24 protein-coding genes and 3 pseudogenes are annotated in these 24,950 nt (G+C 30.3%); 10 read left to right on the top strand and 17 right to left on the bottom strand.

All coding sequences use genetic code 11. From position 1 onward, the window contains the following. Positions 1 to 40: 40 nt before the first annotated feature. The 3 genes from B3J26_RS08865 (at position 41) to B3J26_RS08855 (ending at position 3,927) form a co-directional block, all read left to right on the top strand. Complete coding sequence (locus B3J26_RS08865) at positions 41 to 448, top strand: RrF2 family transcriptional regulator (protein ID WP_219035236.1); 408 nt, start codon at positions 41 to 43, stop codon at positions 446 to 448. Between the two features lie 111 nt (positions 449 to 559). After that, on the top strand, positions 560 to 1,867 hold the full coding sequence (tilS, locus tag B3J26_RS08860) for a tRNA lysidine(34) synthetase TilS (protein ID WP_291074199.1): 1,308 nt from the start codon (positions 560 to 562) through the stop codon (positions 1,865 to 1,867). Continuing rightward, positions 1,861 to 3,927 (top strand): protein-disulfide reductase DsbD family protein, encoded by a 2,067-nt coding sequence (locus B3J26_RS08855; RefSeq protein ID WP_291074198.1) that lies wholly within the window; start codon positions 1,861 to 1,863, stop codon positions 3,925 to 3,927. The genes tilS and B3J26_RS08855 overlap by 7 nt, the downstream gene beginning before the upstream one ends. Positions 3,928 to 4,256: 329 nt before the next feature. On the opposite strand, the gene B3J26_RS08850 is transcribed toward B3J26_RS08855, so the two are convergent. The 8 genes and pseudogenes from B3J26_RS08850 to B3J26_RS08815 all read right to left on the bottom strand — a co-directional run. Beyond that, positions 4,257 to 4,520 carry a hypothetical protein gene (locus B3J26_RS08850; protein ID WP_280045593.1) on the bottom strand — a complete coding sequence of 88 codons (264 nt, stop codon included), beginning with the start codon at positions 4,518 to 4,520 and terminating at the stop codon, positions 4,257 to 4,259. After that, the gene (locus tag B3J26_RS08845) at positions 4,508 to 5,602 is read right to left on the bottom strand and encodes a hypothetical protein (RefSeq protein ID WP_291074196.1); all 1,095 of its coding nucleotides are present in this window, start codon (positions 5,600 to 5,602) and stop codon (positions 4,508 to 4,510) included. Before B3J26_RS08845 ends, B3J26_RS08850 begins: the two co-directional genes overlap by 13 nt. A gap of 123 nt (positions 5,603 to 5,725) precedes the next feature. Beyond that, positions 5,726 to 6,418, bottom strand: a complete 693-nt coding sequence (locus tag B3J26_RS08840; protein ID WP_291074194.1) for an aldo/keto reductase — start codon at positions 6,416 to 6,418, stop codon at positions 5,726 to 5,728. Continuing rightward, positions 6,384 to 6,566, bottom strand: coding sequence for an aldo/keto reductase (locus B3J26_RS08835; protein ID WP_291074192.1), 183 nt, complete (start codon positions 6,564 to 6,566; stop codon positions 6,384 to 6,386). The genes B3J26_RS08840 and B3J26_RS08835 overlap by 35 nt, the downstream gene beginning before the upstream one ends. Before the next feature lie 129 nt (positions 6,567 to 6,695). After that, a pseudogene (locus tag B3J26_RS08830) lies at positions 6,696 to 6,890 on the bottom strand (IS982 family transposase); the annotation flags it as partial. Positions 6,891 to 6,937: 47 nt separating this feature from the next. Further along, positions 6,938 to 7,816, bottom strand: a complete 879-nt coding sequence (locus B3J26_RS08825) for an IS3 family transposase (RefSeq protein ID WP_257467973.1) — start codon at positions 7,814 to 7,816, stop codon at positions 6,938 to 6,940. Next, positions 7,813 to 8,112: a transposase gene (locus B3J26_RS08820; protein ID WP_225540518.1), complete on the bottom strand. Its 300-nt coding sequence runs from the start codon at positions 8,110 to 8,112 to the stop codon at positions 7,813 to 7,815. The genes B3J26_RS08825 and B3J26_RS08820 overlap by 4 nt, the downstream gene beginning before the upstream one ends. Before the next feature lie 61 nt (positions 8,113 to 8,173). After that, a pseudogene (locus B3J26_RS08815) lies at positions 8,174 to 8,839 on the bottom strand (IS982 family transposase); the annotation flags it as partial. 148 nt (positions 8,840 to 8,987) lie between these two features. Between B3J26_RS08815 and B3J26_RS08810 the strand changes: the two are divergent. Both B3J26_RS08810 and B3J26_RS08805 read left to right on the top strand, forming a co-directional pair. Next, positions 8,988 to 9,290, top strand: a complete 303-nt coding sequence (locus tag B3J26_RS08810; RefSeq protein ID WP_291069585.1) for a hypothetical protein — start codon at positions 8,988 to 8,990, stop codon at positions 9,288 to 9,290. A gap of 6 nt (positions 9,291 to 9,296) precedes the next feature. Then, entirely contained in the window at positions 9,297 to 9,791 is a 495-nt protein-coding gene (locus B3J26_RS08805; RefSeq protein ID WP_291074188.1) for a DUF1493 family protein, read from the top strand. Here B3J26_RS08805 and B3J26_RS08800 read toward each other — a convergent pair. Next, a complete protein-coding gene (locus B3J26_RS08800) occupies positions 9,778 to 10,929 on the bottom strand; it encodes an FAD-dependent monooxygenase (protein WP_291074187.1) in 1,152 nt (383 codons plus the stop codon). The two genes, B3J26_RS08805 and B3J26_RS08800, sit on opposite strands and share 14 nt — an antisense overlap. Before the next feature lie 96 nt (positions 10,930 to 11,025). Then, positions 11,026 to 12,408, bottom strand: coding sequence for a dipeptidase (locus B3J26_RS08795; RefSeq protein WP_038334410.1), 1,383 nt, complete (start codon positions 12,406 to 12,408; stop codon positions 11,026 to 11,028). Between the two features lie 111 nt (positions 12,409 to 12,519). On the opposite strand from B3J26_RS08795, the gene B3J26_RS08790 reads away from it, so the two are divergent. Beyond that, the gene (locus tag B3J26_RS08790) at positions 12,520 to 12,834 is read left to right on the top strand and encodes a DUF4286 family protein (protein WP_284583689.1); all 315 of its coding nucleotides are present in this window, start codon (positions 12,520 to 12,522) and stop codon (positions 12,832 to 12,834) included. A gap of 31 nt (positions 12,835 to 12,865) precedes the next feature. On the opposite strand, the gene B3J26_RS08785 is transcribed toward B3J26_RS08790, so the two are convergent. From B3J26_RS08785 to B3J26_RS08765, 5 genes and pseudogenes are all read right to left on the bottom strand, one after another. Continuing rightward, positions 12,866 to 13,477, bottom strand: coding sequence for a hypothetical protein (locus B3J26_RS08785; RefSeq protein ID WP_291074185.1), 612 nt, complete (start codon positions 13,475 to 13,477; stop codon positions 12,866 to 12,868). A gap of 240 nt (positions 13,478 to 13,717) precedes the next feature. Continuing rightward, positions 13,718 to 15,001, bottom strand: a complete 1,284-nt coding sequence (hemL, locus tag B3J26_RS08780; protein ID WP_291074183.1) for a glutamate-1-semialdehyde 2,1-aminomutase — start codon at positions 14,999 to 15,001, stop codon at positions 13,718 to 13,720. Positions 15,002 to 15,063: 62 nt separating this feature from the next. Further along, the gene (locus B3J26_RS08775) at positions 15,064 to 18,510 is read right to left on the bottom strand and encodes an ATP-dependent helicase (protein WP_291074181.1); all 3,447 of its coding nucleotides are present in this window, start codon (positions 18,508 to 18,510) and stop codon (positions 15,064 to 15,066) included. A gap of 51 nt (positions 18,511 to 18,561) precedes the next feature. Further along, a pseudogene (locus tag B3J26_RS08770) lies at positions 18,562 to 19,353 on the bottom strand (DUF4846 domain-containing protein). A gap of 25 nt (positions 19,354 to 19,378) precedes the next feature. Continuing rightward, the gene (locus B3J26_RS08765; protein WP_291074180.1) at positions 19,379 to 19,756 is read right to left on the bottom strand and encodes a VOC family protein; all 378 of its coding nucleotides are present in this window, start codon (positions 19,754 to 19,756) and stop codon (positions 19,379 to 19,381) included. Positions 19,757 to 20,083: 327 nt separating this feature from the next. Between B3J26_RS08765 and B3J26_RS08760 the strand changes: the two genes are divergently transcribed. Both B3J26_RS08760 and B3J26_RS08755 read left to right on the top strand, forming a co-directional pair. After that, positions 20,084 to 20,590, top strand: a complete 507-nt coding sequence (locus B3J26_RS08760; protein ID WP_291074178.1) for a hypothetical protein — start codon at positions 20,084 to 20,086, stop codon at positions 20,588 to 20,590. Between the two features lie 42 nt (positions 20,591 to 20,632). Beyond that, a complete protein-coding gene (locus tag B3J26_RS08755; protein WP_291074176.1) occupies positions 20,633 to 21,265 on the top strand; it encodes a hypothetical protein in 633 nt (210 codons plus the stop codon). A gap of 31 nt (positions 21,266 to 21,296) precedes the next feature. On the opposite strand, the gene B3J26_RS08750 is transcribed toward B3J26_RS08755, so the two are convergent. Next, complete coding sequence (locus B3J26_RS08750) at positions 21,297 to 21,854, bottom strand: hypothetical protein (RefSeq protein ID WP_219034626.1); 558 nt, start codon at positions 21,852 to 21,854, stop codon at positions 21,297 to 21,299. After that, positions 21,854 to 23,848 carry an NAD-dependent DNA ligase LigA gene (ligA, locus tag B3J26_RS08745; RefSeq protein ID WP_291074174.1) on the bottom strand — a complete coding sequence of 665 codons (1,995 nt, stop codon included), beginning with the start codon at positions 23,846 to 23,848 and terminating at the stop codon, positions 21,854 to 21,856. Before ligA ends, B3J26_RS08750 begins: the two co-directional genes overlap by 1 nt. A 120-nt stretch (positions 23,849 to 23,968) precedes the next feature. Here ligA and B3J26_RS08740 point away from each other — a divergent pair, with 120 nt between their 5' ends. Together B3J26_RS08740 and B3J26_RS08735 are read left to right on the top strand one after the other, a co-directional pair. Continuing rightward, positions 23,969 to 24,223 carry a hypothetical protein gene (locus B3J26_RS08740; RefSeq protein WP_115000598.1) on the top strand — a complete coding sequence of 85 codons (255 nt, stop codon included), beginning with the start codon at positions 23,969 to 23,971 and terminating at the stop codon, positions 24,221 to 24,223. Continuing rightward, on the top strand, positions 24,201 to 24,614 hold the full coding sequence (locus B3J26_RS08735; RefSeq protein WP_147279997.1) for a hypothetical protein: 414 nt from the start codon (positions 24,201 to 24,203) through the stop codon (positions 24,612 to 24,614). The genes B3J26_RS08740 and B3J26_RS08735 overlap by 23 nt, the downstream gene beginning before the upstream one ends. Positions 24,615 to 24,950 lie beyond the last annotated feature (336 nt).

Here is a 24,950-nt window from a genome sequence, read left to right as displayed (position 1 = left end):
ACAACAATCAACGTTATTTTTGTAGTTAAATCTTATAGAATTGTTATCAAAAAAGACAAAATACGGACTAAAAGCAATGGCTCATTTGGCCAGACAAGAAAGTAACAAACCAGTTTTAATCGGACAAATTTCTGAAACAGAAGTTATTCCGAAAAAATTCTTGGAGGCTATTTTATTGGATTTAAAAAAGTTAGGTTTCGTCAATTCGAAACAAGGGAAAGGTGGTGGATATTATTTGGCACGTGATGCGAAAGATATTAGTTTAGCATCTTTGATTCGTGTTTTAGAAGGACCAATCGCGCTTTTACCTTGTGTAAGTAAAAATTACTACGAAAAATGTGATGATTGCCCTAACGAAGGCATTTGTACATTGAATAAGGTGATGGTTGAATTGAGAGATTCGACTTTAGAAATTCTTGAAAATAAATCTTTAGAAAGTTTAAAATAAATCTTTAGCCTGAGTTTTTCAGGCTTTTTTATTGGAAAATTTTATAAGAATGAAGAAAAAAAGTATAACTCTTTTTCGAGAATTCTTCCTAATTTCGAACATTTGTATTTCATGAAAAATAAATCTATACAAGAAGAGTTTAAAGAACTTTTAGAACAACATTCTTTTTCTACACATCGTTATTTATTGGCGATTAGTGGAGGGATTGATAGTATGGTTTTGTTAGATTTATTCCGTCAAACAGCTGCAAATTTTCAGGTGGCACATTGTAATTTTCAATTGCGTGAAGAAGACGCAAATGGTGATGAAATGTTTGTGAGAGAATATTGCGGAAAATATAATATTCCATTTCATTCAGTTCGTTTTGATGTTGCGCCTTATCAGAAAACAGGAAATTATTCGGTCGAAATGGCTTGCCGAAATTTGCGTTATGAGTGGTTTGAGCAAGTTCAACAACAAAATCGTTTGGATGTTTTGGTGACAGCTCATCATTTGGATGATAATATTGAAACTTTTTTGATTAATCTTTCTCGTGGAACAGGTTTGAAAGGTTTGGTTGGAATGCAAATTGATAATGGAAAAATCTTTCGTCCACTTTTAAATTTTACAAAAAATGATTTGTTGGAATATGCAAAATCAAATGAAATAAATTGGCGAGAAGATTATACGAATGCGACGGATGATTATACTAGAAATAAGATTCGTCATCACATTACACCAATTCTAAAAGAGCTTCATCCGCAATTTGATGAGAATTTTTTGTCAAGTTTAAATCATATCAATGATAATTATCAAATTGTACAAAATAAAGTTGGAGAAGTTAGAAGTGATTTATTCTCAGGAGATAATCCGATTGAAATTGAAATTTCAGCATTAAAAAAACTTCAACCATTAGAAACATTTTTACATTATTTGTTCGAAAAATATGGATTTTCGTCGAGCAAAGAAATTTTAAAATTTTTGGATGCAGAAACGGGAAGTGAAATAAAATCAGCAACTTATCGATTAATTAAAAATCGAGAAAATTTGTTGTTGCAAAAAATAGAAGAAGAAAATGAAGATGAATTAACGATTTTTGATGAGTTAATTGAAATCAATTCGTTAAATTTGAAGTTCGTGAAATCGATAAATCCACACGAAAACGCTACTGAAATAGTAGACTTTACATCAATTTTGTTTCCGCTTAAACTTAGAAAAGTGAAAGAGGGAGATTTCTTTTATCCAATTGGAATGAAAGGTCAAAAAAAATTGTTGAGTAAGTTTATGAAAGATTTGAAACTTTCTAAGTTAGAAAAAGAGAAGGTTTGGTTGCTTTGTGACCAAAAAGATCAAATTATTTGGGTGGTAAATCATCGTTTGGATGAACGTTTCAAAACGACAGAAACAAGTAAAAACTTTTTAAACATTACAGTATGTTAAAGAAACTTTGGATACTTTTTTTGTTTCCAATTTTAGTCAACGCACAATTATTTAGTCCTGCAAAATGGTCGAGTTCGGTGAAGGAGGTTGGACAGAATGAGTTTGAAATCGAGGTAACAGGAAAAATTGATAAAGGTTGGCACCTTTATTCAATGAAACATCCTGATGGAGGAATTGGAATTCCAGCAAGTGCATCATTTAAACCAGCTGCAAATGCAAAATTAGTTGGAGGTGCGCGAGAAGTAGGAAAACGTATAGATAAATACAGCCAAATTTTTGAACAAGATGAAAAATATTACGAAAATCAAGTAAAATTTGTTCAAAAAGTAAAAGTTTCGGGTGATAAACCTGTAAATGTATCATACACAATCGAATTTCAGATGTGTGATGCCGAACGTTGTTTGCCACCAGATGAAACAAGCGGAACAATAAAATTAACGCCGTCTGCAAAAGTTGAAGAAACGAAAGAAGAGGCGAAGCCAGCAGATGCTACAGAAGCAAAAGATACAGTAGCAGTAACTGAAATTACGCAGGATTCTGTTCAAGAAGATTCTACAGCAGTTGTTGCGGCAACACAAGATACAATCAAAAAAGTTGATGATTCTTTATTAGCAGATAACGAAAAGAAAGATAATGGTTTATTGAAAATCTTTTCTTTAGGATTTTTAGGAGGATTAGCAGCGCTATTGATGCCTTGTATTTTCCCAATGATTCCTTTGACTGTAAGTATGTTTACAAAACAAAGTAAATCGAAAGGAGAAGGAGTTGGAAAAGCCTTTATTTATGGTTTATCAATCATTGTTATTTATGTTGCATTAGGTTTATTGGCGACAGTTATTTTTGGACCATCAGTCCTAAATGAAATGTCAACAAATCCGTGGGTAAATTTAGCTTTCTTTGTAATTTTTATTGTATTTGCAATTTCATTCTTCGGAGCTTTCGAATTGACATTACCAAGTAAATGGGTAAATGCAGCTGATAAAGGTGCTGATAAAGGTGGATTAATTGGAATCTTCTTTATGGCATTCACATTAGCATTAGTGTCATTCTCTTGTACAGGACCAATTATTGGTTCGTTATTAGTTCAAGCGACGCAAGGAGGGAACTATTATTCGTTAATCGTAGGAATGTTCGGTTTCTCTTTAGCATTAGCTATTCCATTTACATTATTTGCAATGTTCCCAGGATGGTTAAATTCAATGCCAAAATCTGGAGGATGGTTAAATACAATCAAAGTTTCTTTAGGGTTTATTGAATTAGCTTTTGCCTTAAAATTCTTATCAAATGCTGATTTAGTTTGGCAAATGAACTGGTTACCAAGAGAAATTTTCTTAGCATTTTGGATTGCAATTTTTATCTTCTTAGGATTATATCTTTTAGGAAAATTTAGATTAGAATTAGATTCACCAGTACAAACTATAGGTGTTCCGAGAATGTTATTTGCATTGGTTTCAGTATCATTTGCGATTTACATGATTCCTGGTTTATGGGGTGGACCATTAAAATTATTAAGTGGTTTAACACCTCCAATGACTTATTCTGAAGCGCCTCGAGGTTTTCACGAAGGTGTAGGCGGTGGACAAGCGACAGCTAAATTTGATGATCCTAATATGGTTGCTGGACCTCATGGAATTCCTGCATTCAAAGATTTCGATCAGGCTGCGGCTTATGCAACGAAAGTTGGAAAACCAATGTTGTTAGATTTCACTGGGCATGCGTGTGCAAACTGTCGTAAAGTTGAAGAACGTGTTTGGAGCGATGAGCGTGTGAAAAAGATTCTGGCTGAAGATGTTGTTTTAGTTTCGTTATATGTTGATGAAGCAAAAGAATTACCAGAAGATCAAAAAGTATTTTCGAAAGCGTTAGGTCGTAATTTGAAAACAGTAGGTAATAAATGGACTTCTTTCGAGATTGAACATTTTAATGCAAATGCGCAACCTTATTATATTTTGGTTGATAAAGATTTGAATCGTTTCTCAAAACCTTTAGAAGCTGAACTTGATGTAGAAGTTTACTTAAAATGGTTACAAGATGGAATCGCGAAGTATAAAGCGAAATAATTATTTTGTCCCGTCCTGAAAAATATATACAATTTTTCAGTGATTAAATACATAAATTAAACAGTAGTAGCTAACAAGTTGCTACTGTTTTTATTTTACATTCATTTAAGTAAAATTTAAATTCATCTTCAACCAAAATCAGAAACTGAACAAGCTATTTTTATCAGCAAAACGCAGATTAATAGTTGGATGGATTGGATGAATAGATAAAAAAATCTCACATTTGTGAGATTTTAATTAACTTATAATGTTACTTTTTATTAAAATCGTCATTTCTAGTGAAATTCTTTTAGAATTTTGTATCGAGAAAAAGATTTTAAAATATTAGTTTATAAATTCTCTAACATCAAGATAATTTCACTTTCGATGCGTTGCATCATTTCAGGCGAAATTTCTATTTGATGTTTTACATTTTCGATAGTATTGTACGTCAATTCTCCCGTTTTCAAATTTAAATTATATTCAATTTGTCCTTCCCAAGAATTACTCGATTCGTAAAATGAAACCATTGCAAAAGGTAATCTTGGCAAAAGTTCACCAAAATGTTCTTCTAATTTGATCCTATTTTCTTGATTAATTGTTAGTTTTTCCATGATTTAATAATCATTGCATTAGCAGAAGTTTCGTAGAAAATAATCGCTAATAATTGTAAAAATTCAGCATGATTTAGCTTTCCAGCAACCACTTCATCAATATCTGCCTCGTAATACTCTTCAATTGTTTTAGTCATCAAGGCCTTAAAATTCTCCAACGGAATATTTTGATCTTTCAATTCATTTAATAAATAATTATTCGAAGCTAAAAAGTCTGCACGAGTTCCGAAAATTGGAGATTTACGAATATTTAATGCATTATGAAAAGTTTGCGAAATCAAAACGCCACGTTCCAATTCTTCAAATTCCCAACCTTTACGAACTTTTCTCGGATTATTTTCATAAAAAATATGGTTGTGAAAAGCGTGAACATGTTTCGCAATATCCGTGTTGGTATGTAAATAAAGAAACTGCAAAATCGAACTAAACAAATGATTTGCGTTCAAATTCGCTGGATAATATGTGTACAATAATGGATAATGAAACAATGTTGTGTACAAAGGCGAAAAACTATCAATAATGTTTAAATTCAATACATTTATTCCTTCAAAATCTACTTTCTGATTCGTTTGATAATAATTAATTCCAGCCAAATAAATATCCTCATAACTCAATTCAAACTGATTAAGATACGCTCCAATCTGTTTGAAAAAAGAAGTATTTAAGTTATGATTTGTAACTAATTTATATTGTTTATTTTCAAATTCTTTAATAAAATCTAACTTAAACTCAGACTTTAAATTATCATTGATAACTTTATCAAAATCAAATGATTTCTTTCTAATTACATTAACGTAAATTTCGTTGTATGTATAAATAATTTGCTTGATTGGTGCTGTGTCTAAAGCTTCAAAAGGATTGATGTCAGCATTTGGCGTAGCATACAACGTAAACAAACGATGAAATTCTTGCTGAATCTTTTCTTCTTCCGCAAACATATTCATCAATTGATTGGTGTTCGCAGCAATAATACTTTCACCTAAAAAAAATAAAATACCAGCTTTCAAATCTTCATCAAAACCACATCTTTCAAGGGTTTGATCAAAATAAGTTTTGAATGGATTTTTAGGATTTTGGCTCATATCGAATAATTTTATTTTATCATTTTAAAAAGTAAAAGTATTGATTTTTTATAGATTTAAAACGAAAAAACCTCTGTAAAACAGAGGTTTTTAAAATTTATTTTAGTGAATTTGTTTAACTTGTTAAAATTCAACCATTGAAGGATTCAATCCAGAAAAACCATCAGCTGGCATTTCATCTATCGCTTTTACATCTTCTACACTTAATTTAAAATTATTTGAAGTTAAATTCGCTTCAATATTTTTTTCTGAAGAGGAGCGAGGAAGTGGTAAAATTTCTTTCGCCAAACAATAATTAATACAAATCTGACCAACTGAAACATTGTATTTATCAGCCAAAGAAACAATTAATTCGTTCTCCAAAATTCTTCCCGAACCTAGTGGACTCCATGCTTCAACTAACAAATCGTTTTGTCTACAAAAATCGACTAATTCTGGTTGCGAATGTCCTGGATGAATCTCAATTTGATTAACCATTGGTTTGATTTCAGCCGTTTCAAATAAAGCTTCTAAATGATTGATATTGAAATTACTTACACCAATCGCTTTTGCTTTTCCAGATTTGTAAATTTCCTCAAAAGCTCGCCAAGTTCCAGCATTCAATTCTGCCCAATTATCAGGAAATTGCGTTTCATTTGCTGGCCAATGAATCAAATATAAATCCAAATAATCTGTCTGTAAATCCGTTAATGTTTGCTGAAATGCAGCCATTGCTTTTTCGTATCCACGCTCAGAATTCCAACATTTAGATGTAATGAATAATTTGCTACGATCTACATTTTCAGCTTTCAAAACTGTTCCAATTTCTTTTTTCATTTTTGTAGATTGCTGCCGTGTCAATATGTGTATATCCTTTTGTTAATGCTATTTTTAGAGGTTCTATAACTTTTTCACCTTCTAATAACCATGTTCCAAATCCAATTGCAGGAATTTCGATCCCGTTTGATAGTTTAAAGTTTTCCATTTTTTCAATATTTATATATTCAAATTTATCTCAAAACAACCAATTTCAATAATTAGTAGACGTTAATTCTTATGTTAAAACTCATTTATAGAAATCTTAAATTTAATTGTTTGTTAACCTGTAGTGCATTTAGATAATATTAATTTTTAAGTTGTTAATATTTCTATTTTGGTTTCTGTTTATTGTTTGAATAATAGTAAGCGTGAGTATTTTAGATAGTATCCTTGTTTTAAAGCCTAAAAAGCTTTTAGCATAATTACGTCTAATCATGAACTGGTCACAGAGTTGAGAGAATAACGTTTCTATCCTTTTTCTGTATTTGCGTATTACAAAAGGCTGATTGGATATGCAAACAAAAATAGGAGTATTAGTTAAGCTACATTTTTATAACTAATTTTTTGTTGATTAAATTCTTCAATCGTTTTATAATTTAAGGCACTATGCCTTCTTTTTTTATTGTAAAATATTTCGATGTATTGAAATATTTCCAATTCCATTTGTTGTTTATTTATGAGTTTATTTCCATAAATCAATTCTGTTTTCAGTGTTTTAAAGAAACTCTCTGCCACAGCGTTATCCCAGCAATTTCCTTTACGCGACATACTTCTAATAACATGATGAGATTCTAGCATATTAGCAAATTTATTGTTGGCATATTGAACTCCTCGATCTGAATGAAAAATCAATCCTTTTTCTATCTTTCTGTTTGCTAAAGCGACTTTCCAGGCTGATAAACTTGTTTTTTCAGTGCTCATTTCATCGTACAAACTCCAACCAATAACCTTGCGATCGTACAAATCAAGAACAATTGTTAAATACAAAAATCCTTCAATTGTTCTGATGTAAGTGATGTCAGAAACCCATTTTTGGGCAGGTTTAGTGCTTTCGAAATCTCTATCAAGAATATTTTCTACAACCAAATAATTATGTTTAGAATCTGTTGTGATTTTAAATTTCTTGCTCAATTTACTTCTAATTCCAAGTTCTCTCATGTATTTTGAAACTGTAATTCGAGATATTTTAAATCCTAAATTATTTAATTCTGCTGTAATTCTTGGACTACCGTAACGTTGCTTTGAATCAAAATAAATCGTTAAAATACGTTGTTTCAGCTCTTCTTTTTTATGAAATCTAACAGAAAACGGACACTTTTTCCATCTAAAATAACTGCTTTGACTGATTTTTAAAACTTTACACATTTTTTCAATCGGATAAATAATTTCATGATTTTTGATGAATTGATATTTCAACGACCGCTCTTGGAAAAAATGCTGATCGCCTTTTTTAGGATGTCTCGTTCAAGTTCAGCATCCTTCAGTTTTCGCTCTAAATCGTGAATTTTTTCCTGCTCTGCAGTGAGTTTAAGATTTCCTTTACCTGGAAAACTTCCTGTACCAAATTCAGCATATTCTTTGCGCCATTTATATAGTAAACTAACTGTTATACCCAATTCTCTGGCTAATTCTGATATGTTTTTTCGCTCAAAACTTAATTCAACCGCTTGGAGTTTAAAATCGCTTGGATAAATTTTACGGATTCTTTTCATATATTAAAATTAAGGTTTTATGCTTAACTTTTACTCCCAACTAAGTTAGTATATCCAGATCTTTATAGTTTTTTTGATTTGTTCTCATAGGAACTTCCAGCTTTATATTGTGCGATGTAAACAAATCCAATTGGTATTCTGCGGATAAATATCCTTTATCAGCTAAGAGCGTACAATTTTTAAACTGCTGTTTTATATCTTTCAGATAATGAATGTCATGCACTGAAGCTGGACTAATATCCAAACTTTGAAAGACACCTTCCGCTGAGCAAACCGCATGAAGTTTATACCCATAATAATGCATTTTCTGTGAAGCACAATAACCTTTATTTGGAATTGCATAATCGGTTTCTCTGCATATTTTGCTACGTGAGCTTCTTGATAATTTGCAAACTTCTAAAGGCATGCTATCCACAATAAAATACTTTTCAGAACCATTAAATTTTTCTGCTAACAGTTTTCGAATCCGTTCCATATGTATAAATAATCTTCTTTTTCGTCTATTATAAACACTGCGTTCTATAAGTGACTTAATATCAGAAGGTAATATTCTAAAAAGTTGATATTCACTATCAATACTCATGTATTCTGAAGTCAGATTTAGGGCAACTATTTCCAAGTCAGATAACCTGGGCTTTCGTATCTGAAATAAAAAATTCTCACTTTCAAGATCTAAACTCTTTAATACTTCTAAAATTTTATCGTAATTTGCTTTAAAGTTGTGCATTGAATTGTGTGTGTAGTAACTACAATTTACTGCTTTTTAGTAGCTTGTACAACTTTTATATACAAGCTAATACAAATGCACTACGGGTGTTTGTTAATAAAATAGTTCTATATTTATTCTCGAAAAGTGATAGGAAAAAATATTAAAAATGACACAATTTACAGGTACGATTGAGGATTTTATGAATACACATGAAGAATTTATTAATACTTTGATTCTTAGAAAAATTAATCAACAAGTTGTATTAGATAAGAAAGATGCAGAAGATATTCAGCAAAATGAATTTATTCAACAAAAATTAGATGATTTAAAAGAACATATGACTGATTTGTTCGAAAATGAATTTGGTGATTGGGAAATTACAATGGATTTGGAATCTTTTGAGCAAGAATTTGACAAACATTTTCAAATTTCGAAGCAAGAATTAGAAGATAATGTGCTGTTGAAGTAGGCGATTATGGAAGAAAAACAGATTTTATATATAGATTTCGCAACTTTAAGACAATGGTATATAGAAGTCAAAAATTTTCTAGAAAAAACAACAAAAGAAAAAGTTGAAAATGTTGATGTTCTGATTGAGGAAGATTTATTTTTATCAGGATTAGATAATGAATCACTTTTGATAGCGTTTATAGAAAAATATGATATTGATTTTTCTAAATTTGATTTTTCAGAACATTTTTTAGAGGAATTTGAATTGATGAGTGGATTCCAAGTTCTCTTCAATATGGTTTTACTTCCGTTATATTTTCTGTTTTGGTTGGTGAAAGAATTTACTTTTGATTTGATTGACTTAAATAAATATTTGATTAAGATTGTGAAATTATTTTCAACTAATCAAAGAGAAACTCGTGATATGAGTTTTGGAGATTTGTTAACTTCTTATGTCAACAAGAAATATACGTTAAGAAACACTACAAAATTCGTTTTGCATAATCCTAAACCCTCATAAAATCTTCTTCCAACAAGTCTTCTAATGGACTTTGCATCAAAGATTGTGGTAAATTTCGGAAAGCAAAATTTCGTATATTCATTAAAAATTTATTGTCAATTTGAGCAACTTTCCCAGCCAAACGAGAAGTGTCAATAATATAATGTGTACGTTTCAAACGGCGTAAATTGTAATGCTCAAAAGCTAACAAAACATCAGTATCTTTTTTGATTAATTCATCATACAAAACACAAACATCTTCCACCGCCATGCATGCGCCTTGTCCCATGTTTGGTGTGGTTGCATGTGCTGCATCTCCAATTAACAATACACGATTAAATGCATAATTATTAATCGGTTTAATATCCATAATTGGTGTTGCTATGATGCTTTCTGGATTCGTTTTTTGTAATGTATTTCTGATTTGTCCCGAATAATCTTTGAACTGATTTTTAATATCACTTAAAGCGTAGTTGTAAACTTCAGAATTTAGTTTTGTATTGACACAAGCGTACCAATATATTTGATGATTGATAAGAGGAGTCAAACCAAATCGACCATTTGGTCCCCATGTTTCGATACTTTTCTTTGAGTTATACGATTTATCTTCCACAATGGCACGCCAACAAATATATCCCGCATAACGAGGTGTCGACTGTTTTAACAATTGTTGACGAATTGTAGAATTTATCCCATCAGCACCAATTAAATAATCACCTTCTGTAGAAGTTCCATCTTCAAAATGAAGGACAACTTTCTCAAAACTTTGTTCAAATAATTTTATTTTTTTTGACGTTTTAATTTTATTCGAATCAATTTTCGAGACTAGATAATGATGTAAATCTGCACGATGAATGGCAAAATTTTCGTTGTTGTAATTTTTTCTTAATCGTTCTGTATCGGCTTTCAGAATCGTTTTTTCTTTCCAATCTTGAATTTCAAAATCTTCTAACATATGCCCCAAAGGAGCAACTTCTTCTGCTAAACCTAGAATTTCAAATGCTTTCATTGCATTAGAAGCCAAACCAAAACCAGCCCCAATTCCACGAACTTCTGACGAAGCCTCGAAGATTTCGTAATCATAATTTAAGTCTTGCAAAGCTTTTGCTAAAGTTAAACCCGCAATTCCTGCACCCGCAATTAAGAATTTTTTACTCATTGATAAAAATAAAGTTCAAAATTAATCATTCTACTATAAACCAAAAAGAAAAGCGAATCAATTTGATTCGCTTTTCAGAAGTTATTTTGTCGAAAATTATTGTTCGTTAAAATATTTGTAGAAATATGGAATAGTTTCGATTCCTTTGTAGAAATTGAATAAACCATAATGTTCGTTTGGAGAGTGGATAACGTCAGAGTTTAATCCGAATCCCATTAAAACAGATTTTGTTCCTAATTCTTCTTCGAATAAAGCAACAATTGGAATAGATCCACCAGCTCTTTCGGCTAACGCTTCTTTCTCAAAAGTTTCAGCTAACGCTTTTTTAGCAGCGATAAAACCAGGATGATTTGTTGGTAAAATATAAGGTTTACCTCCATGATGTGGTTTTACTTTAACTTCTACAGAAGAAGGCGCTAAAGTTGGGAAATAATCTGCAAATTGTTTTGTTACAACTTCTGGATCTTGTCCAGGAACCAAACGCATTGAAATTTTAGCATACGCATGAGAAGGAATAACTGTTTTAGCACCTTCGCCAATGTAGCCTCCCCAAATTCCGTTTACATCTAACGTAGGACGAATAGACGCTCTCTCGATTGTAGAAAAACCTTCTTCTCCTTGAATATCAGCTATACCGATAGATTTTTTGTATTCTTCAACATCAAATGGAATTTTTGCTAAATCAGCTCTTTCATCTTCAGTTAATTCAAGAATTGGCTCGTAAAAACCTGGAATTGTAATGTGACCTTTTTCATTGATTAATTTTCCAATCATTGTTGCTAAAACATTAATCGGATTAGGAACAGCCCCACCATAAACACCTGAGTGCATATCGCGATTAGCTCCTTTTACCTCAACTTCTACATAAGATAAACCACGTAAACCAACAGAAATAGAAGGTTGTTCGTTTGAAATCATAGAAGTATCAGAAATCAAAATCACATCATTTTTTAATTTCTCTTTATTGTTTTTAACGAAATTTACTAATGAAGGAGAACCAACTTCTTCTTCACCTTCGATCATAAATTTAACGTTACAAGGTAATTCGTTTGATTTGTTTAAAGCCTCAAAAGCTTTAACGTGCATAAACATTTGACCTTTATCATCAGCAGAACCACGAGCGAAAATTGCTCCATCAGGATGAATTTCTGTTTTTTTGATTACTGGCTCGTATGGTCCAGATTCCCATAATTCTAAAGGATCAGCTGGTTGTACATCGTAATGTCCGTAAACTAAAACAGTAGGTTTTGAAGCGTCAACTATTTTTTCTCCGTAAACAACAGGAAAACCTTCTGTTTCGCATACTTCAACATTATCAGCACCTGCTTCTTTTAAATATTTTGCCACCATTTCGGCAGCATCATTTACGTCTTGTGTGTAGGCTGGATCAGCACTAACTGAAGGAATTTTAAGTAATTCGATTAATTCATCAAGAAAACGTTGTTTATTCTCTTGTATAAATTGTTGCGTATTGTTCATTTTTGTTTGTTATGAATAATAGGTAAATTTAAAAATAAAATCTTGATTAGACTTTCTTTTTCAAGAAAAATATAATGCGAAAACCTTTGTATCTTTGCAAAAAATTAGAGAATGATATTATATAATACAACTTTTATTGTTGAACAAGAAGTGCATGATGATTGGTTTGCGTGGATTCAGAAAGAGCATATTAATGATTATTTGAAATCAAATTGTTTTATCGGTGCTCGTTTAGGAAAAATAACTTCTCATATAGAACCTGGGGCGGTTTCTTATTCTTTGCAATTATTTGTGAATGATGAATTGACTTTAGATAAATTCAAGAATAATTTTTTATCAGAAATTAAACAAAAAAGTTTGCAAAAATACGCGACTAAAGTACTAAGTTTCGAAAGTGAAATGGAACATATAGGGGATTATAATTAAACAAAAGCTCGAGAATTTTCTCGAGCTTTTTTTATATTCTTTTTTGAAAAATAACTTCAATATTCAATTCAATCCATTGTTTGGTGCTAAAATCATAAAAAGACTTTGTAATAGTAGTAGATAGATGGTTGTTGTCTATAATTTTTAAATTTTCAATAGAAACATTTTTTTTATTTTCCTTGTTACCAGTATAGTTGCTTTCTGTATAACTACTATCTTTTATAACCATTACTTTATCCGATAATGTTGTAGATGTTGCAAAACCATATTTTACAAAATTCGCATAACCGTCTGGTATACTTGGATAATCATAATTTAATAAAGTTAGAGGAAAATTAAAGGATATTATTTTTACTTTAGGTCTAACTTCTAAAAAGTTCTCTTGTTTATTAAGAATTTCAATTTCATCCATCAAATTAGTTGATGTTTTTTTATCATTGTTTAAATCGACTGGGATATTAGCTATATAGGATACAATATTATAAGTATCAACTACATCTTCTTCCGAAAAACCATCATCATCTTTACATCCAAAATTAATAAGAATTATACTAGATGCAAGTAGTAGTTTAAAGTAATTTGTAATCATATCATTATGAATTTTAGTAAATATAATAATTTCATTGATTTGTTTAGTTATCAATTTTTGATTTATGTTTTTTTGACTTTAGTTGAATTATTTCAGAATTGGTTTCGATTTAGATAAAAATACCTATTACGATATTTTACTTCCGAAAAATTATAATTCAAACAAAGCGTTTGTTATTAAAATGAAAATGGGCAAATCACCTGATAAAACAGAAAAATTGATGGACGCAAAAATGTAGTTCCAAAATAGAATAAAAAAATGCAGTAGTTTTTCTACTGCATTTTTTGTTTATGTTTAACCTTCGAAGCTTCTTACAGCATCTAACGTTTTATTGATTTCAGCGTCTTTAATCGCATCAGAAATAAACCAAGTTTCGTATCCTGAAGGTGCAATGTAAACTTCGTTTGTCAACAAATGATGGAAAAATTTATTGAATCTTTCATGGTTACATTTCGTTACATCTGTAAAGTTTTTGATTTCTGTTTGTTCAGTAAAGAACACAGACATCATCGAACCTAAACGATTAATATGTGCAGGAATTCCTTTCTCAGCAAATATTTTAGAAATCTCGTTATCTAAAGTTTCTGTTGCATTATCAATACGATTAAATAATGCTCTATCATTATTAATAATATTCAAAGTTGTCATACCAGCACGCATCGCAATTGGATTTCCAGATAAAGTTCCCGCTTGATAAACAGGACCAAGAGGAGCAAGGTGATTCATAATTTCGCGACGAGCAGCAAAAGCTCCTACTGGAAAACCACCACCAATTACTTTACCAAATGTTACGATATCCGCATTAATGTTTAAACGTTCTTGAGAACCACCCATCGCTTGACGGAAACCAGTCATTACTTCATCAAAAATTAATAAAGCTCCATTTTCATCACAAATTTGTCTTAATCCTTCTAAGAAACCTTTTTCAGGAACAATACATCCCATGTTTCCTGCAATTGGCTCAACAATAATAGCAGCAATCTCGTCTTTATTTTGTTCGAATAAAGCTTTTACATCTTCCAAATTATTGTATTCGGCTAACAATGTATCTTTTGCAGTTCCTTGCGTTACACCTGGCGAATTTGGATTTCCGAAAGTTGCAGCACCAGAACCAGCTTTAATCAAAAATGAATCTGAATGTCCGTGGTAACAACCTTCAAACTTTACAATTTTATCACGATTTGTATAACCTCTTGCTAAACGAATTGCAGACATACAAGCTTCTGTACCAGAGTTTACCATACGAACCATATCGATGTTTGGTACAACAGAAGTAATTAATTTCGCAATTTCAGTTTCCAATTCAGTTGGTGTACCAAAAGAAAAACCATTTTTCATCTGCTCAACAGTCGCATTCAAAACACGCGGATCTGTGTGTCCAATAATCATTGGTCCCCAAGAATTGATGTAATCTACGTAAGCACGTCCATCTTCATCATAAATATAAGCACCTTCGGCTTTTTTGATAAAAATTGGCGTTCCTCCAACAGATTTAAATGCACGAACAGGAGAATTTACACCTCCTGGAATATATTCTTGCGCGTCTTTGAATAATGCGCTACTTCTTTGATACAACATAATTTTACAAAAATAGTTGCACAAATTTACTGAATCTTAAATGAATTATGAAGTGATTTTGATTAGATTATAAGTTTATGTGAAGATTTATTTTCTAAATACTCAATTAATGTTTTAATCAATTGATTTTCTTTCAAAATCGTTTGATTTCCAATCAAAAATAATTGCTCTTTTGCACGTGTTAACGCCACATTTAGTTTTCGGTCAACATTTCCTTGGTCATTCATATTCACCAACGCATTCAATTGTGAATGATATGTTACCGCAAAACTATACAAAATAATATCGCGCTGACTTCCTTGGTAACGCTCAACAGTATCAACTGTAATTTGTTCATGATTTGGAATATTTGCTAATTCTAATTTCTGTTTAATTAATGCAATTTGATTTCTGAAAGGCGCAATAATTCCAATTGTTTTCTTTGGATCAAATGGTTTTTGATTGATTTCGTATAAATGAATAATTTCTTGTACAAATTTCACAATCAAATCGGCTTCTTGTACCTTCGTTGAAGGTAGATAAGGATTTTCGTCAACATTGATAAATGCAAAACGATGATTGGTAATAAAGTTTTGTAAATCATTTTCTTGATTATAATTTTCGAAATATAAATCTGCACGTTGACGATTCAAAGTTTGTTTTATTTCTTCATTCAAATTTGGAATATCATAAGCAACATTTAATTTTCCATCATAAAAATAATTGTTCGGAAAATCTGCAATTTCAGCATGCATTCTTCCTTGATAAGTCAATTGATCAAAGGCATTTTCGTAATTATTTCGTTCACAAAATTCATACAAACGTTCGAAAATTGAGTTTTTACGATTGATTAAACCAATATTTTCTAATAATTCGTTGTTCGTTTTTGCTAATTCAGGATTTTGCAAAACAATTGCAGGCAATTGTTTGTGATCACCAATCATGATAAAACGTTCTGCTTTTGGTAGAATTCCAACAATTTGTGGTTCTAAAATTTGTGAAGCTTCATCAATTATAATTGTATCAAATCTCTTTAATTTTAGAATATCATTTTTAGTCGAAATCGAAGCTACAGTCGAAACAAAAATGCGTTGTTTACGAATAATATCTTGAATTGTTTTTCTCGAAAATTTTTCTCCTTTTTGTTCTAAATCAGCATCTTTTTGCTCAATAATTTTATTCAATAAGTTTGGATGAAATTCAGGAGAAGTAGATAATTCATTCCCAATTCTGATGAATTTTTGTTCAATTTGATCAGAAATAGCCGAATAGATCGATTCACATAATTCATCAACCGCGCGATTGGTATAGGCCAAGAGCAAAATATTACAATCTTGTTTCTCGTAGATTTCTTTCACCAATTCTTTGATGATAATCGATGTTTTTCCTGTTCCTGGAGGTCCATTCAACAAGAAATAATCTTTTGCGGAAAGTGCTTTTTTCAGAATTCGATTTTGTTCATCCGAAAGATTTGAGTTAAAATACGCATAATCCATTTGATTTCTTGGAATAGATTGCGTTAAAATCAAATCTTTCTTTGCTTTCGAAGAATGAATTAATCCATACAGATTTCGGTACATCGAAACAAAAGAAGAATCCATAAAATCGCGCTCCAAAGCCCATTTTCCTGATGAATCAAACGAATCAAAAAAGCGTGTATTAGGTTGTTGATAACGAAAACGTAACACAATAAATTCTCTCGAAATACTTTTAATTGTACATTTAAAAACCTGATTCGTTAAAACAGAATCTTTAAAATTATTTCGAGGATAAAGAATGCAAATATCACCTTCTCTAATCGAAATAAAATCATTCGCAGGATTAGTTCTTTTTAATTTAATTTCACGTTTTGGATCAGAAATATGATTCTCTACAATTTCTAAATCATAAATAATCTCGAAATTATTGTTTTTCTCTTCGAAAGTATTCAACCACAAACTCGCCAAACCATTGTTGGAAGTCGATTGTCCCAAACCAAGTTTCGCCATATATTGCTCTTTCGCAATGAAATTCGTAAAAGAGTAGAAGTAAGCCTTTTCTAAAGGCGTACTATTTTTTATCGGATAGATAAATTTATCCAATTGTTCTTCTAGAATTTCTTTGAAACGAGGATTAATTTTTCGTTTAATAAAATTCGCAGGTTTAATCGAAAAAATAGTCGATTCAATATCAGTTAAAGTGTGATTTGCTAATCGATTTTCGTTGATAATTATTCGATTTCGTAAATCAAAAATGCGTTGAACTCGCGCTAAAGTTGGCACATCAAAACGTAAATTTCCTTGATATACTTTCGAATAGAAAATATAGCCTTCGGTATTTTTGGTAACATCTTTAAACTCTAAATCATACAAAACACCAATAATTTGGTAATATAAAAAGAGCTGCGTCGCATGATTTGGTTTGACACTTTTTCCATCATCAGGAAAAGGTGCGCCACCAGATTTCAGCTCGATAATTTTATTTTTTTCTTCAGGATTAATATCCAATAAATCCAAACGTCCTTGAATTCCGTATTGTTCACATAAAAAAGAAGGCTCTATTAACGCACGATCCAATGAAATATCATATTGCGGAAAATCCTCCGTCAGCACTTTTTGAATACGATCAAAATGACCTTTCGCTTCCAAATAATAATTTTTCAAATCTTGTGGATTCGTCAAATCGTTGCAAGCCGTATATTCTAATGGATAATTTTTAAAATCATTCTTGAAAATCTCATTAAAATCAGTGTTTTCAATGTTTTCTGTTGAAAAGTGATCGACAACCGAATTAGCAAAATTTCCTAAACGAATGTGTTTGCTGTTTGGTGCTTCTTCAAACTTTTTCTGAATATAATGTAATTCAGAAGTTCCATAATCTTGAAAACATTCAGCAATTGCCGAAATATCAACCAAATAATCTGGTTCGAGAATGATGAAACGTGGATGATAAATTCCTTCTTCATCAATCGTCGAATTGACTAAATTTAATTGCGCACCAACCCAAAAATCCTCAACAGAAGTAAAATTTTCATTCACGCCATCTTCATCAATTTGAACTGTAATATTTTCTTCTGTTTCATTATCTTCATGATCGCAAATCAAACAATCTAGCTTGATTTCAATCACTTGAACACGCAATTTTTTTACCCGATTTCGAGAAAGAATTTTGTTGGTATAAAATTCTTTTTCAGGAAAATAATAGATAATTTCTGCTGGAATCATGACTTCATAAATTGAAGAAATAAAATCCGCAACATATTTATAATGTGTGAAATATTCGTGTTCAGTCGGTTCGTATTTCTCGCTCAGAATTCGTTGAGCTGTTTTACGAAACGAATGAATTTTAGTTGAAACTTTGTAATGATTACAGATAAAAGATAGCTTCGAGAAAAAGTTAGAAAACTGTAAAGCTTCGTTTTTTGTTAACTCAAATGCAATATTTTCAACCAAACGTTTTAAATCTAAATATTTAGAATTGATTGGTTTATTGGCAAGTTGAATTTGTAAAACTTCATTTAGCAGTTGATTTCCTATTTCTTCTCGATTCACGGCGATTAATTTGGTGTAAAATTAAGACTAAATATTGTATTAAAAAGACGTTTAATCCCACGTTTTCCAATCATCACTTGTAAACAACCATTCTGGAGTTTTAATTTTACCTTGTTGTAATTTATACCAAGGATTTAATTTTTTATCCATTGGATTATTAAGAATTTGAATTTCTTGAGCTGGTATATAACTTTGGGCGAGTAAAACAATTTTTTCGCCTTGTTCATTTTTTGCTAGATCAACTACCATAACGGCGTGTCCATAAGGATTTCCTTGTTGCAAAAGAATATCTCCAATTTTCACCTGTTCAAAATTAACCAATTTCAATTGATTTTTCAAAGAAGCTGTATTTGCGTAACTGAAAACATATTCTAAATACTTCCAATAATTTTCTGGTGAATAATCTCCATTTGCAAAATCTGTAAATTTGCGTGGTTTTCCGTCCAATAAAAAGTTAAAAGAGATTTCATTATAACGCTTTTGTAGATAGAGATAATCGGCTCTCAAACGCATTATTGCATCTGCACATTGATGTAAATCTTAGTTTCCAATTGGTAAATCAATCACTGCATTGTATACATTATTTACAGGTTTTTCTTTTCCATTATAATATTTCACAAGTGTTCCAAAGTCTTTCAATTTCAGATGTTGTAGATAATAACCAAATTCATTTTGACTATAATTTTCTCTTTGAAAACCTTTCGGTACGGAATATCGATGAATTATTTTATCTTCTTTTCTGTTTATAAAGCTTTCTTTCTCAATAATTTTTGGATTTGAATCATTATGAGTTTTAGAATTCGTAGAATTTTCATTTTTGCAACTAAAGATGAAAAATGGCAATATGAAGCAGATGTATTTTTTCAAATTATTTAATTCTCAAAGGTGAAACAATGACAGCAAATCCATCAGGATCTAAGAAAGAAATTCCGTTATCATTCCAATATGGATTTTTAGATTTTATTGGTTTGATCTGATGAAGTTCTAAACGTTCAATAATTTCGTCATATTCTTGTTGCGTTGTTGGATAAAATACCAAACAATCGTCTTCATCAAAATGATGATCGACATTTTCGTGAGTTGTTGTAAATTCTAAATGCCAGTCTAAATTTGGTTTTCCAATAAAAATACCATCATGTCCATTGTGATTTTGAAATTCTCCAAGGATTTTAAAATTCAAAACTTTAATATAAAAATCCTTTATTTTTTGGATTTGATTGGTATGTCGAGCGACTCTAAATTGCATAAAATTCACTATTATTATTGATTGAAAATTAGTATATTTTATTGAATTTTAATGAAATATTTAATCATGTTTAAACAAAATCGATATACAAAACTTTTTATCTGTTCGCTCTGTGTCTTTATAATAGGAATATTCTCGACTGGATATGGCTATAATTTGGATTATAACAAAAAGGATTATGGTGTATATTTTTTACTTGTAGGATTTCTTTTTATCATCATAGGGTTTATAATCGGTATATTTAGCTTAATAAAAGGATTTGTAAAGATATATCGAAAATAAACAATCCAATTTTACTCATATAGTTTATATAATATATTGATTTAGATGAAAAAAATAGTATTCTTTTTTGTTCTTGTAACATTCTCTGTGATGATTTCTTTTGCTCAGAAAAATGACAAAGTTAAAAGTGAAGAAATTAAAACGATCAAAGCAAATTTTAGTCGAATTAATTCAATTAAAAATTGGACAAAAATAAAAGAAGTTGAAACTGATGATTCTACCGAAGGTGGTTTTCTAAATTATTATTTTTTGAACAATAAATTAGAAAAAATTGTGGTACGAAAATTTGGAGAATCAGGTCAATATTTGGCTGAATATTATTTGTTAAATGATAAATTGTCTTTCGTTTTTGAACAAGATACAACTTATAATTTCCCTTTGTATTGGAAAGAATTTGATGATAAAAAATCGAAAATTGAAGAATCTCGTTATTATTTTGAAGATAGAAAATTGATTCATTTTATAGGAAAATCAAAAAATTATAAAACTGAAAGTGAGAATACTTTAAATGATTTTGATGAATTAATTAAGATAGAAAATAATTCTAAATAAATGATTTATAATAGTTATATTACAATTTGATTAACTTGTTTTATGTTCAAACTATATCCGTATCATTCTTGTTCTTTAGTATTATTGTTTCTATTAATTAATACACAACATTTTTGGATTCATGAAACTGGAATTTTCGCGATTGTTTTATATTTAATAGAACTTATTTTATTCATAGGATTAATTATTTCTACAATACTAAAGTTATATAAATATTTTGATGATGAAAGAAATTTCAAAAAAGGAATACCTGTCTTTATTAGCATTATTGTTTTGACTTTAGTTTTTCTATATCCATCAGGAATAATTACTGATAATACAATTTATGGTAAGGATAAATTATTTGCTTTTAGTGAAGGAACAGCAAGTTGCGGTATCAGCTATCATTTTAAATCAGATAGTATTTATATTGTAAATTCGTTTTGTTTTTTCCCTTCACGAGAAGTTGGTAAATATTATTTGAAAAACGATACAATATATTTTGATACTATAACTAATAAACAATATAAATTTGGAACAATAAATAGAAAAGATTCTATTTTAGAATTATATTATTTAGAACCTCGAACATTCAATTTTGACACATTGAAAGTAGATTCCACTATTATTAAAAGGAAAATTGAAAATTCAAAAAGTCATAGTTTTAATATCTCAAAAATAAATAATCTTGAATAAAAAAATCCGTCAATTGACGGATTTTATCTTTTTAATACACTTCTTCTTTTTTGAAGAAAACTGTGTCATTTCCTTTTCTAAATTTCAGTTCCGAATATCGAATCGTATAATCATCAGACATTCCGTAAGTTTCTAAAATAAAATTATCCTTAAAACGATAATTTCTATTGGTTTTATGTTTTGCATTCGAACCTAACTCTTCTTTCAAACTCAGTGTTTCTGGAGAAATTTTGAAGCGAGAATCAGTTTCTATTCGATTAATAATTGTATTGACATCGGCAGAATCCATAATCAAAACTGTTTCTAGTTTCATGTTTTTAATTCCAGAAATATCTGTCGATACAATCTTTAAATTTCCTTTAAAACCAATTCCAGCTTGATGTAAATCGGTTTTCAAATCATCGTTGGAATACATTTGACTTCTGTAACCATATTTCATCATCGGAATCATCACAATAAAAAATATCGTAAGTGATACAATCATTGCAGCTTTGTTGTAGCCAGCCATTCGCAATCCATAATAGATAAATGGAATCAAAATCAATAATACAATTCCGAATATAATGACAGCAATTAATCCTGATTCCATTAGCCGTTAATCATATTTAAAAATTCGTCTTCCGTCAACACGACAACTGTTCCAATTTCTTCTGCTTTTTTCAATTTACTTCCAGCTTTATCGCCAGCAACCAAGAAATTTAAGTTTTTAGAAACTGCAGAAATATTTTTCCCGCCATGATCTTCCACCATTTTTTGTGCATCAGTACGATTGAATTTAGTCAAAGTTCCTGTAAACAAAAACGTTTTACCTTCCAAAGAATCTGACAAAGGTTTTGCTTCTTCACCAATCTCGAAATTCAATCCATAATCACGTAAACGTTGAATCAAAATCTGATGTTGTTCTTCTTTAAAATATTCCTTAATCGAAATTGCAATTTTTTCTCCAACATCCGTTACAGAAACTAATTCTTCCATTGTTGCATTCATCAAACGATCAATATTTTGAAAATGTTTAACCAATTTTTTTGCAACCGTTTCACCTACATGACGAATTCCAATTGCGTACAACACCTTTTCGAAAGGTTGCTCTTTAGATTTTTCGACAGAATTAATAATATTTTGAGCAGATTTTTCAGCCATTCTTTCCAAAGGCAAAATATCTTCTTTTTGTAAAGTATAAAAATCAGCAATGTTATTTAGCAAATTTGCTTTGTGTAACAAAACCGCTGTTTCACCACCAATACTTTCAATATCCATTGCTTTTCGAGAAACAAAATGTTCTAATTTTCCAATAATTTGCGGTTCGCAACCATTCTCATTTGGACAATAATGCTGCGCTTCACCTTCATTACGAATTAATTCTGTTCCGCAAGAAGGACAATTTTTAATGAATTCGATTTCTTCGGTTCCAGGTTGGCGAACATCAGTATTGACACCAATAATTTTCGGAATAATTTCGCCTCCTTTTTCCACATAAACCATATCACCAATGCGGATATCCAACTTTTTAATAATATCTTCGTTGTGGACAGAAGCACGTTTTACGATCGTTCCAGCCAAAGAAACAGGCGCAAGATTTGCAACAGGCGTAATCGCTCCAGTTCGACCAACTTGATAATCAATACTCAATAATTCGGTTTCGGCAGCTTCAGCTTTGAATTTATATGCCATTGCCCAACGTGGAGATTTTGCTGTATAACCTAATTCGTCTTGTTGTGAAAAAGAATTCACTTTGATCACAATTCCGTCCGTTTCGTAAGGTAAATTTTTACGTTCGATATCCCAATGATCTACAAAAGCTAAAACTTCTTCCAAAGAAGTACATAATTTTGACGTATGCGGAATCTTAAAACCTAATTCATCAGCGGCTTGTAGCATTTCCCATTGCGTAGAATAAGGCAAATTATTTCCAATAAAATAATACGGGAAACATTGTAAACCACGTTTAGCAACTTCGGTATTATCTTGTAATTTCAATGATCCAGAAGCAGTATTTCGAGGATTTGCATACAATTCTAAACCATTATTAGCGCGTTCTTCATTAATTGAAGCAAATTTATTGAGCGGAATTGTAATTTCGCCACGCATATAAAATCGTTCAGGATAATTTCCTTTCAATTTCAATGGAACAGATTGTATTGTACGAATATTATTCGTGATTTCATCACCTTGCGTTCCATCTCCACGCGTTACAGCCTGCGTCAATTCTCCATTTTCATACAAAATAGAAATCGAAGCGCCATCATATTTCAATTCGCAAACAAATTCTACTTTTTCACCTAACGTTTTCTCAATTCGTTTTTCCCAATCTTGTAAATCTTCAACTGAATATGAATTGTCTAACGAATACATTCTAAATTCGTGTGTAATCGTCGGAAAATTTTTTGTAACCATTCCACCAACGCGTTGTGTAGGGGAATTGACATCAAAAAAGATAGGATTTTCGTCTTCTAACCGTTTCAATTCTTTCAATTTCAAATCAAATTCGAAATCAGAAATTGTCGGATTATCTAAAACGTAATAATTATAATTATGCTGAGTAAGCTCTTCTCGAAGCGCTAAAATTTTGTCTTGTATTTCCATTCTAAAAATGTTACCGAACAAAGATAAACACTTGAATTAATACGAACAATTTTTAAAATAATTTGGAATGATTTATATTTAGGAATATTTATTGCAACTATTAAAAAAAAATAATCAACTATGAATAATTTATTAGAGGTTTTGGACACAAAATCAAAAGGTTTTGAAAATACAGTTTCAATCGTAACAACTGGAGCAGCTGCAGGAATTGCAATTTCGAAAGCAATTAATAAGAACGAAAAAGTTGGCGCTGTTGTGGGAGTAGGAGTAGGTTTGCTGGTTTATGCAATGTTTAGTCCTCAAAACAAATTGAAAAAAGTGAATAAAAAATTGGAAAAACAAATAGAAGAATTTGAAGCTAAATTGGAAAAATAATCTGTTTTTATATGTAAGTATTTTAACTTATTTGGTGAGTTTGATTTTACCTGTGCATTTCATTTTTGACAATCCCGAAGAATATTCAGGATATATATACGCTTATGTCGGATGGATGGCTTTTCCTTATTTGGACTTTTTTTGTTGGTTAGGGAACTTTACATTATTATTATCTTGGATTTTTTATAAGAAAAAAATAGGATTAATATTAGGTATTATCGCTGTTATTCAAATGTCATTATACGAAATTAATCATTTAACAAGATTAGATATTTTACAAATACATGAATATGATTTACCACATTTTGGTTATTGGATTTGGTTATTTTCATCCATTTTTGTCCTAATTTATCATTACAAAAAATATAAATTAAAAAGTCAAACATTGTAAAGTTTGACTTTTTAGTTTTGTGATATTCATAATTCGTTCTCGAAGATGATTAGATAGAATTTATTCTTAAGACATTTTAAATGTTTTTATCTTAATAATTATATTGATTTTCGAATTAATTAGCAATCCATACTCTATGAAAACCTTTATTTAATGCCAATTTGGACTGATTTTCTTCTATTTTACGAATATGATAATTCGTTTTCGAAGATAATTTAAGTATAAATAAAATATGCTTGTATAATTTATTGATCTTATATTGTATTATATACCGGTAGTGCATTTGTATTGGATTGTATATAAAAGTTGTACAACCTGCTAAAAAGCAGTAAATTG

It is taken from the genome of Empedobacter sp. UBA5987 (genome assembly GCF_002429865.1).
Taxonomy (GTDB): domain Bacteria; phylum Bacteroidota; class Bacteroidia; order Flavobacteriales; family Weeksellaceae; genus Empedobacter; species Empedobacter falsenii_B.
Note: the sequence above shows the minus strand (reverse complement) of the source record. Positions and strands in the feature narration are given on the sequence as shown.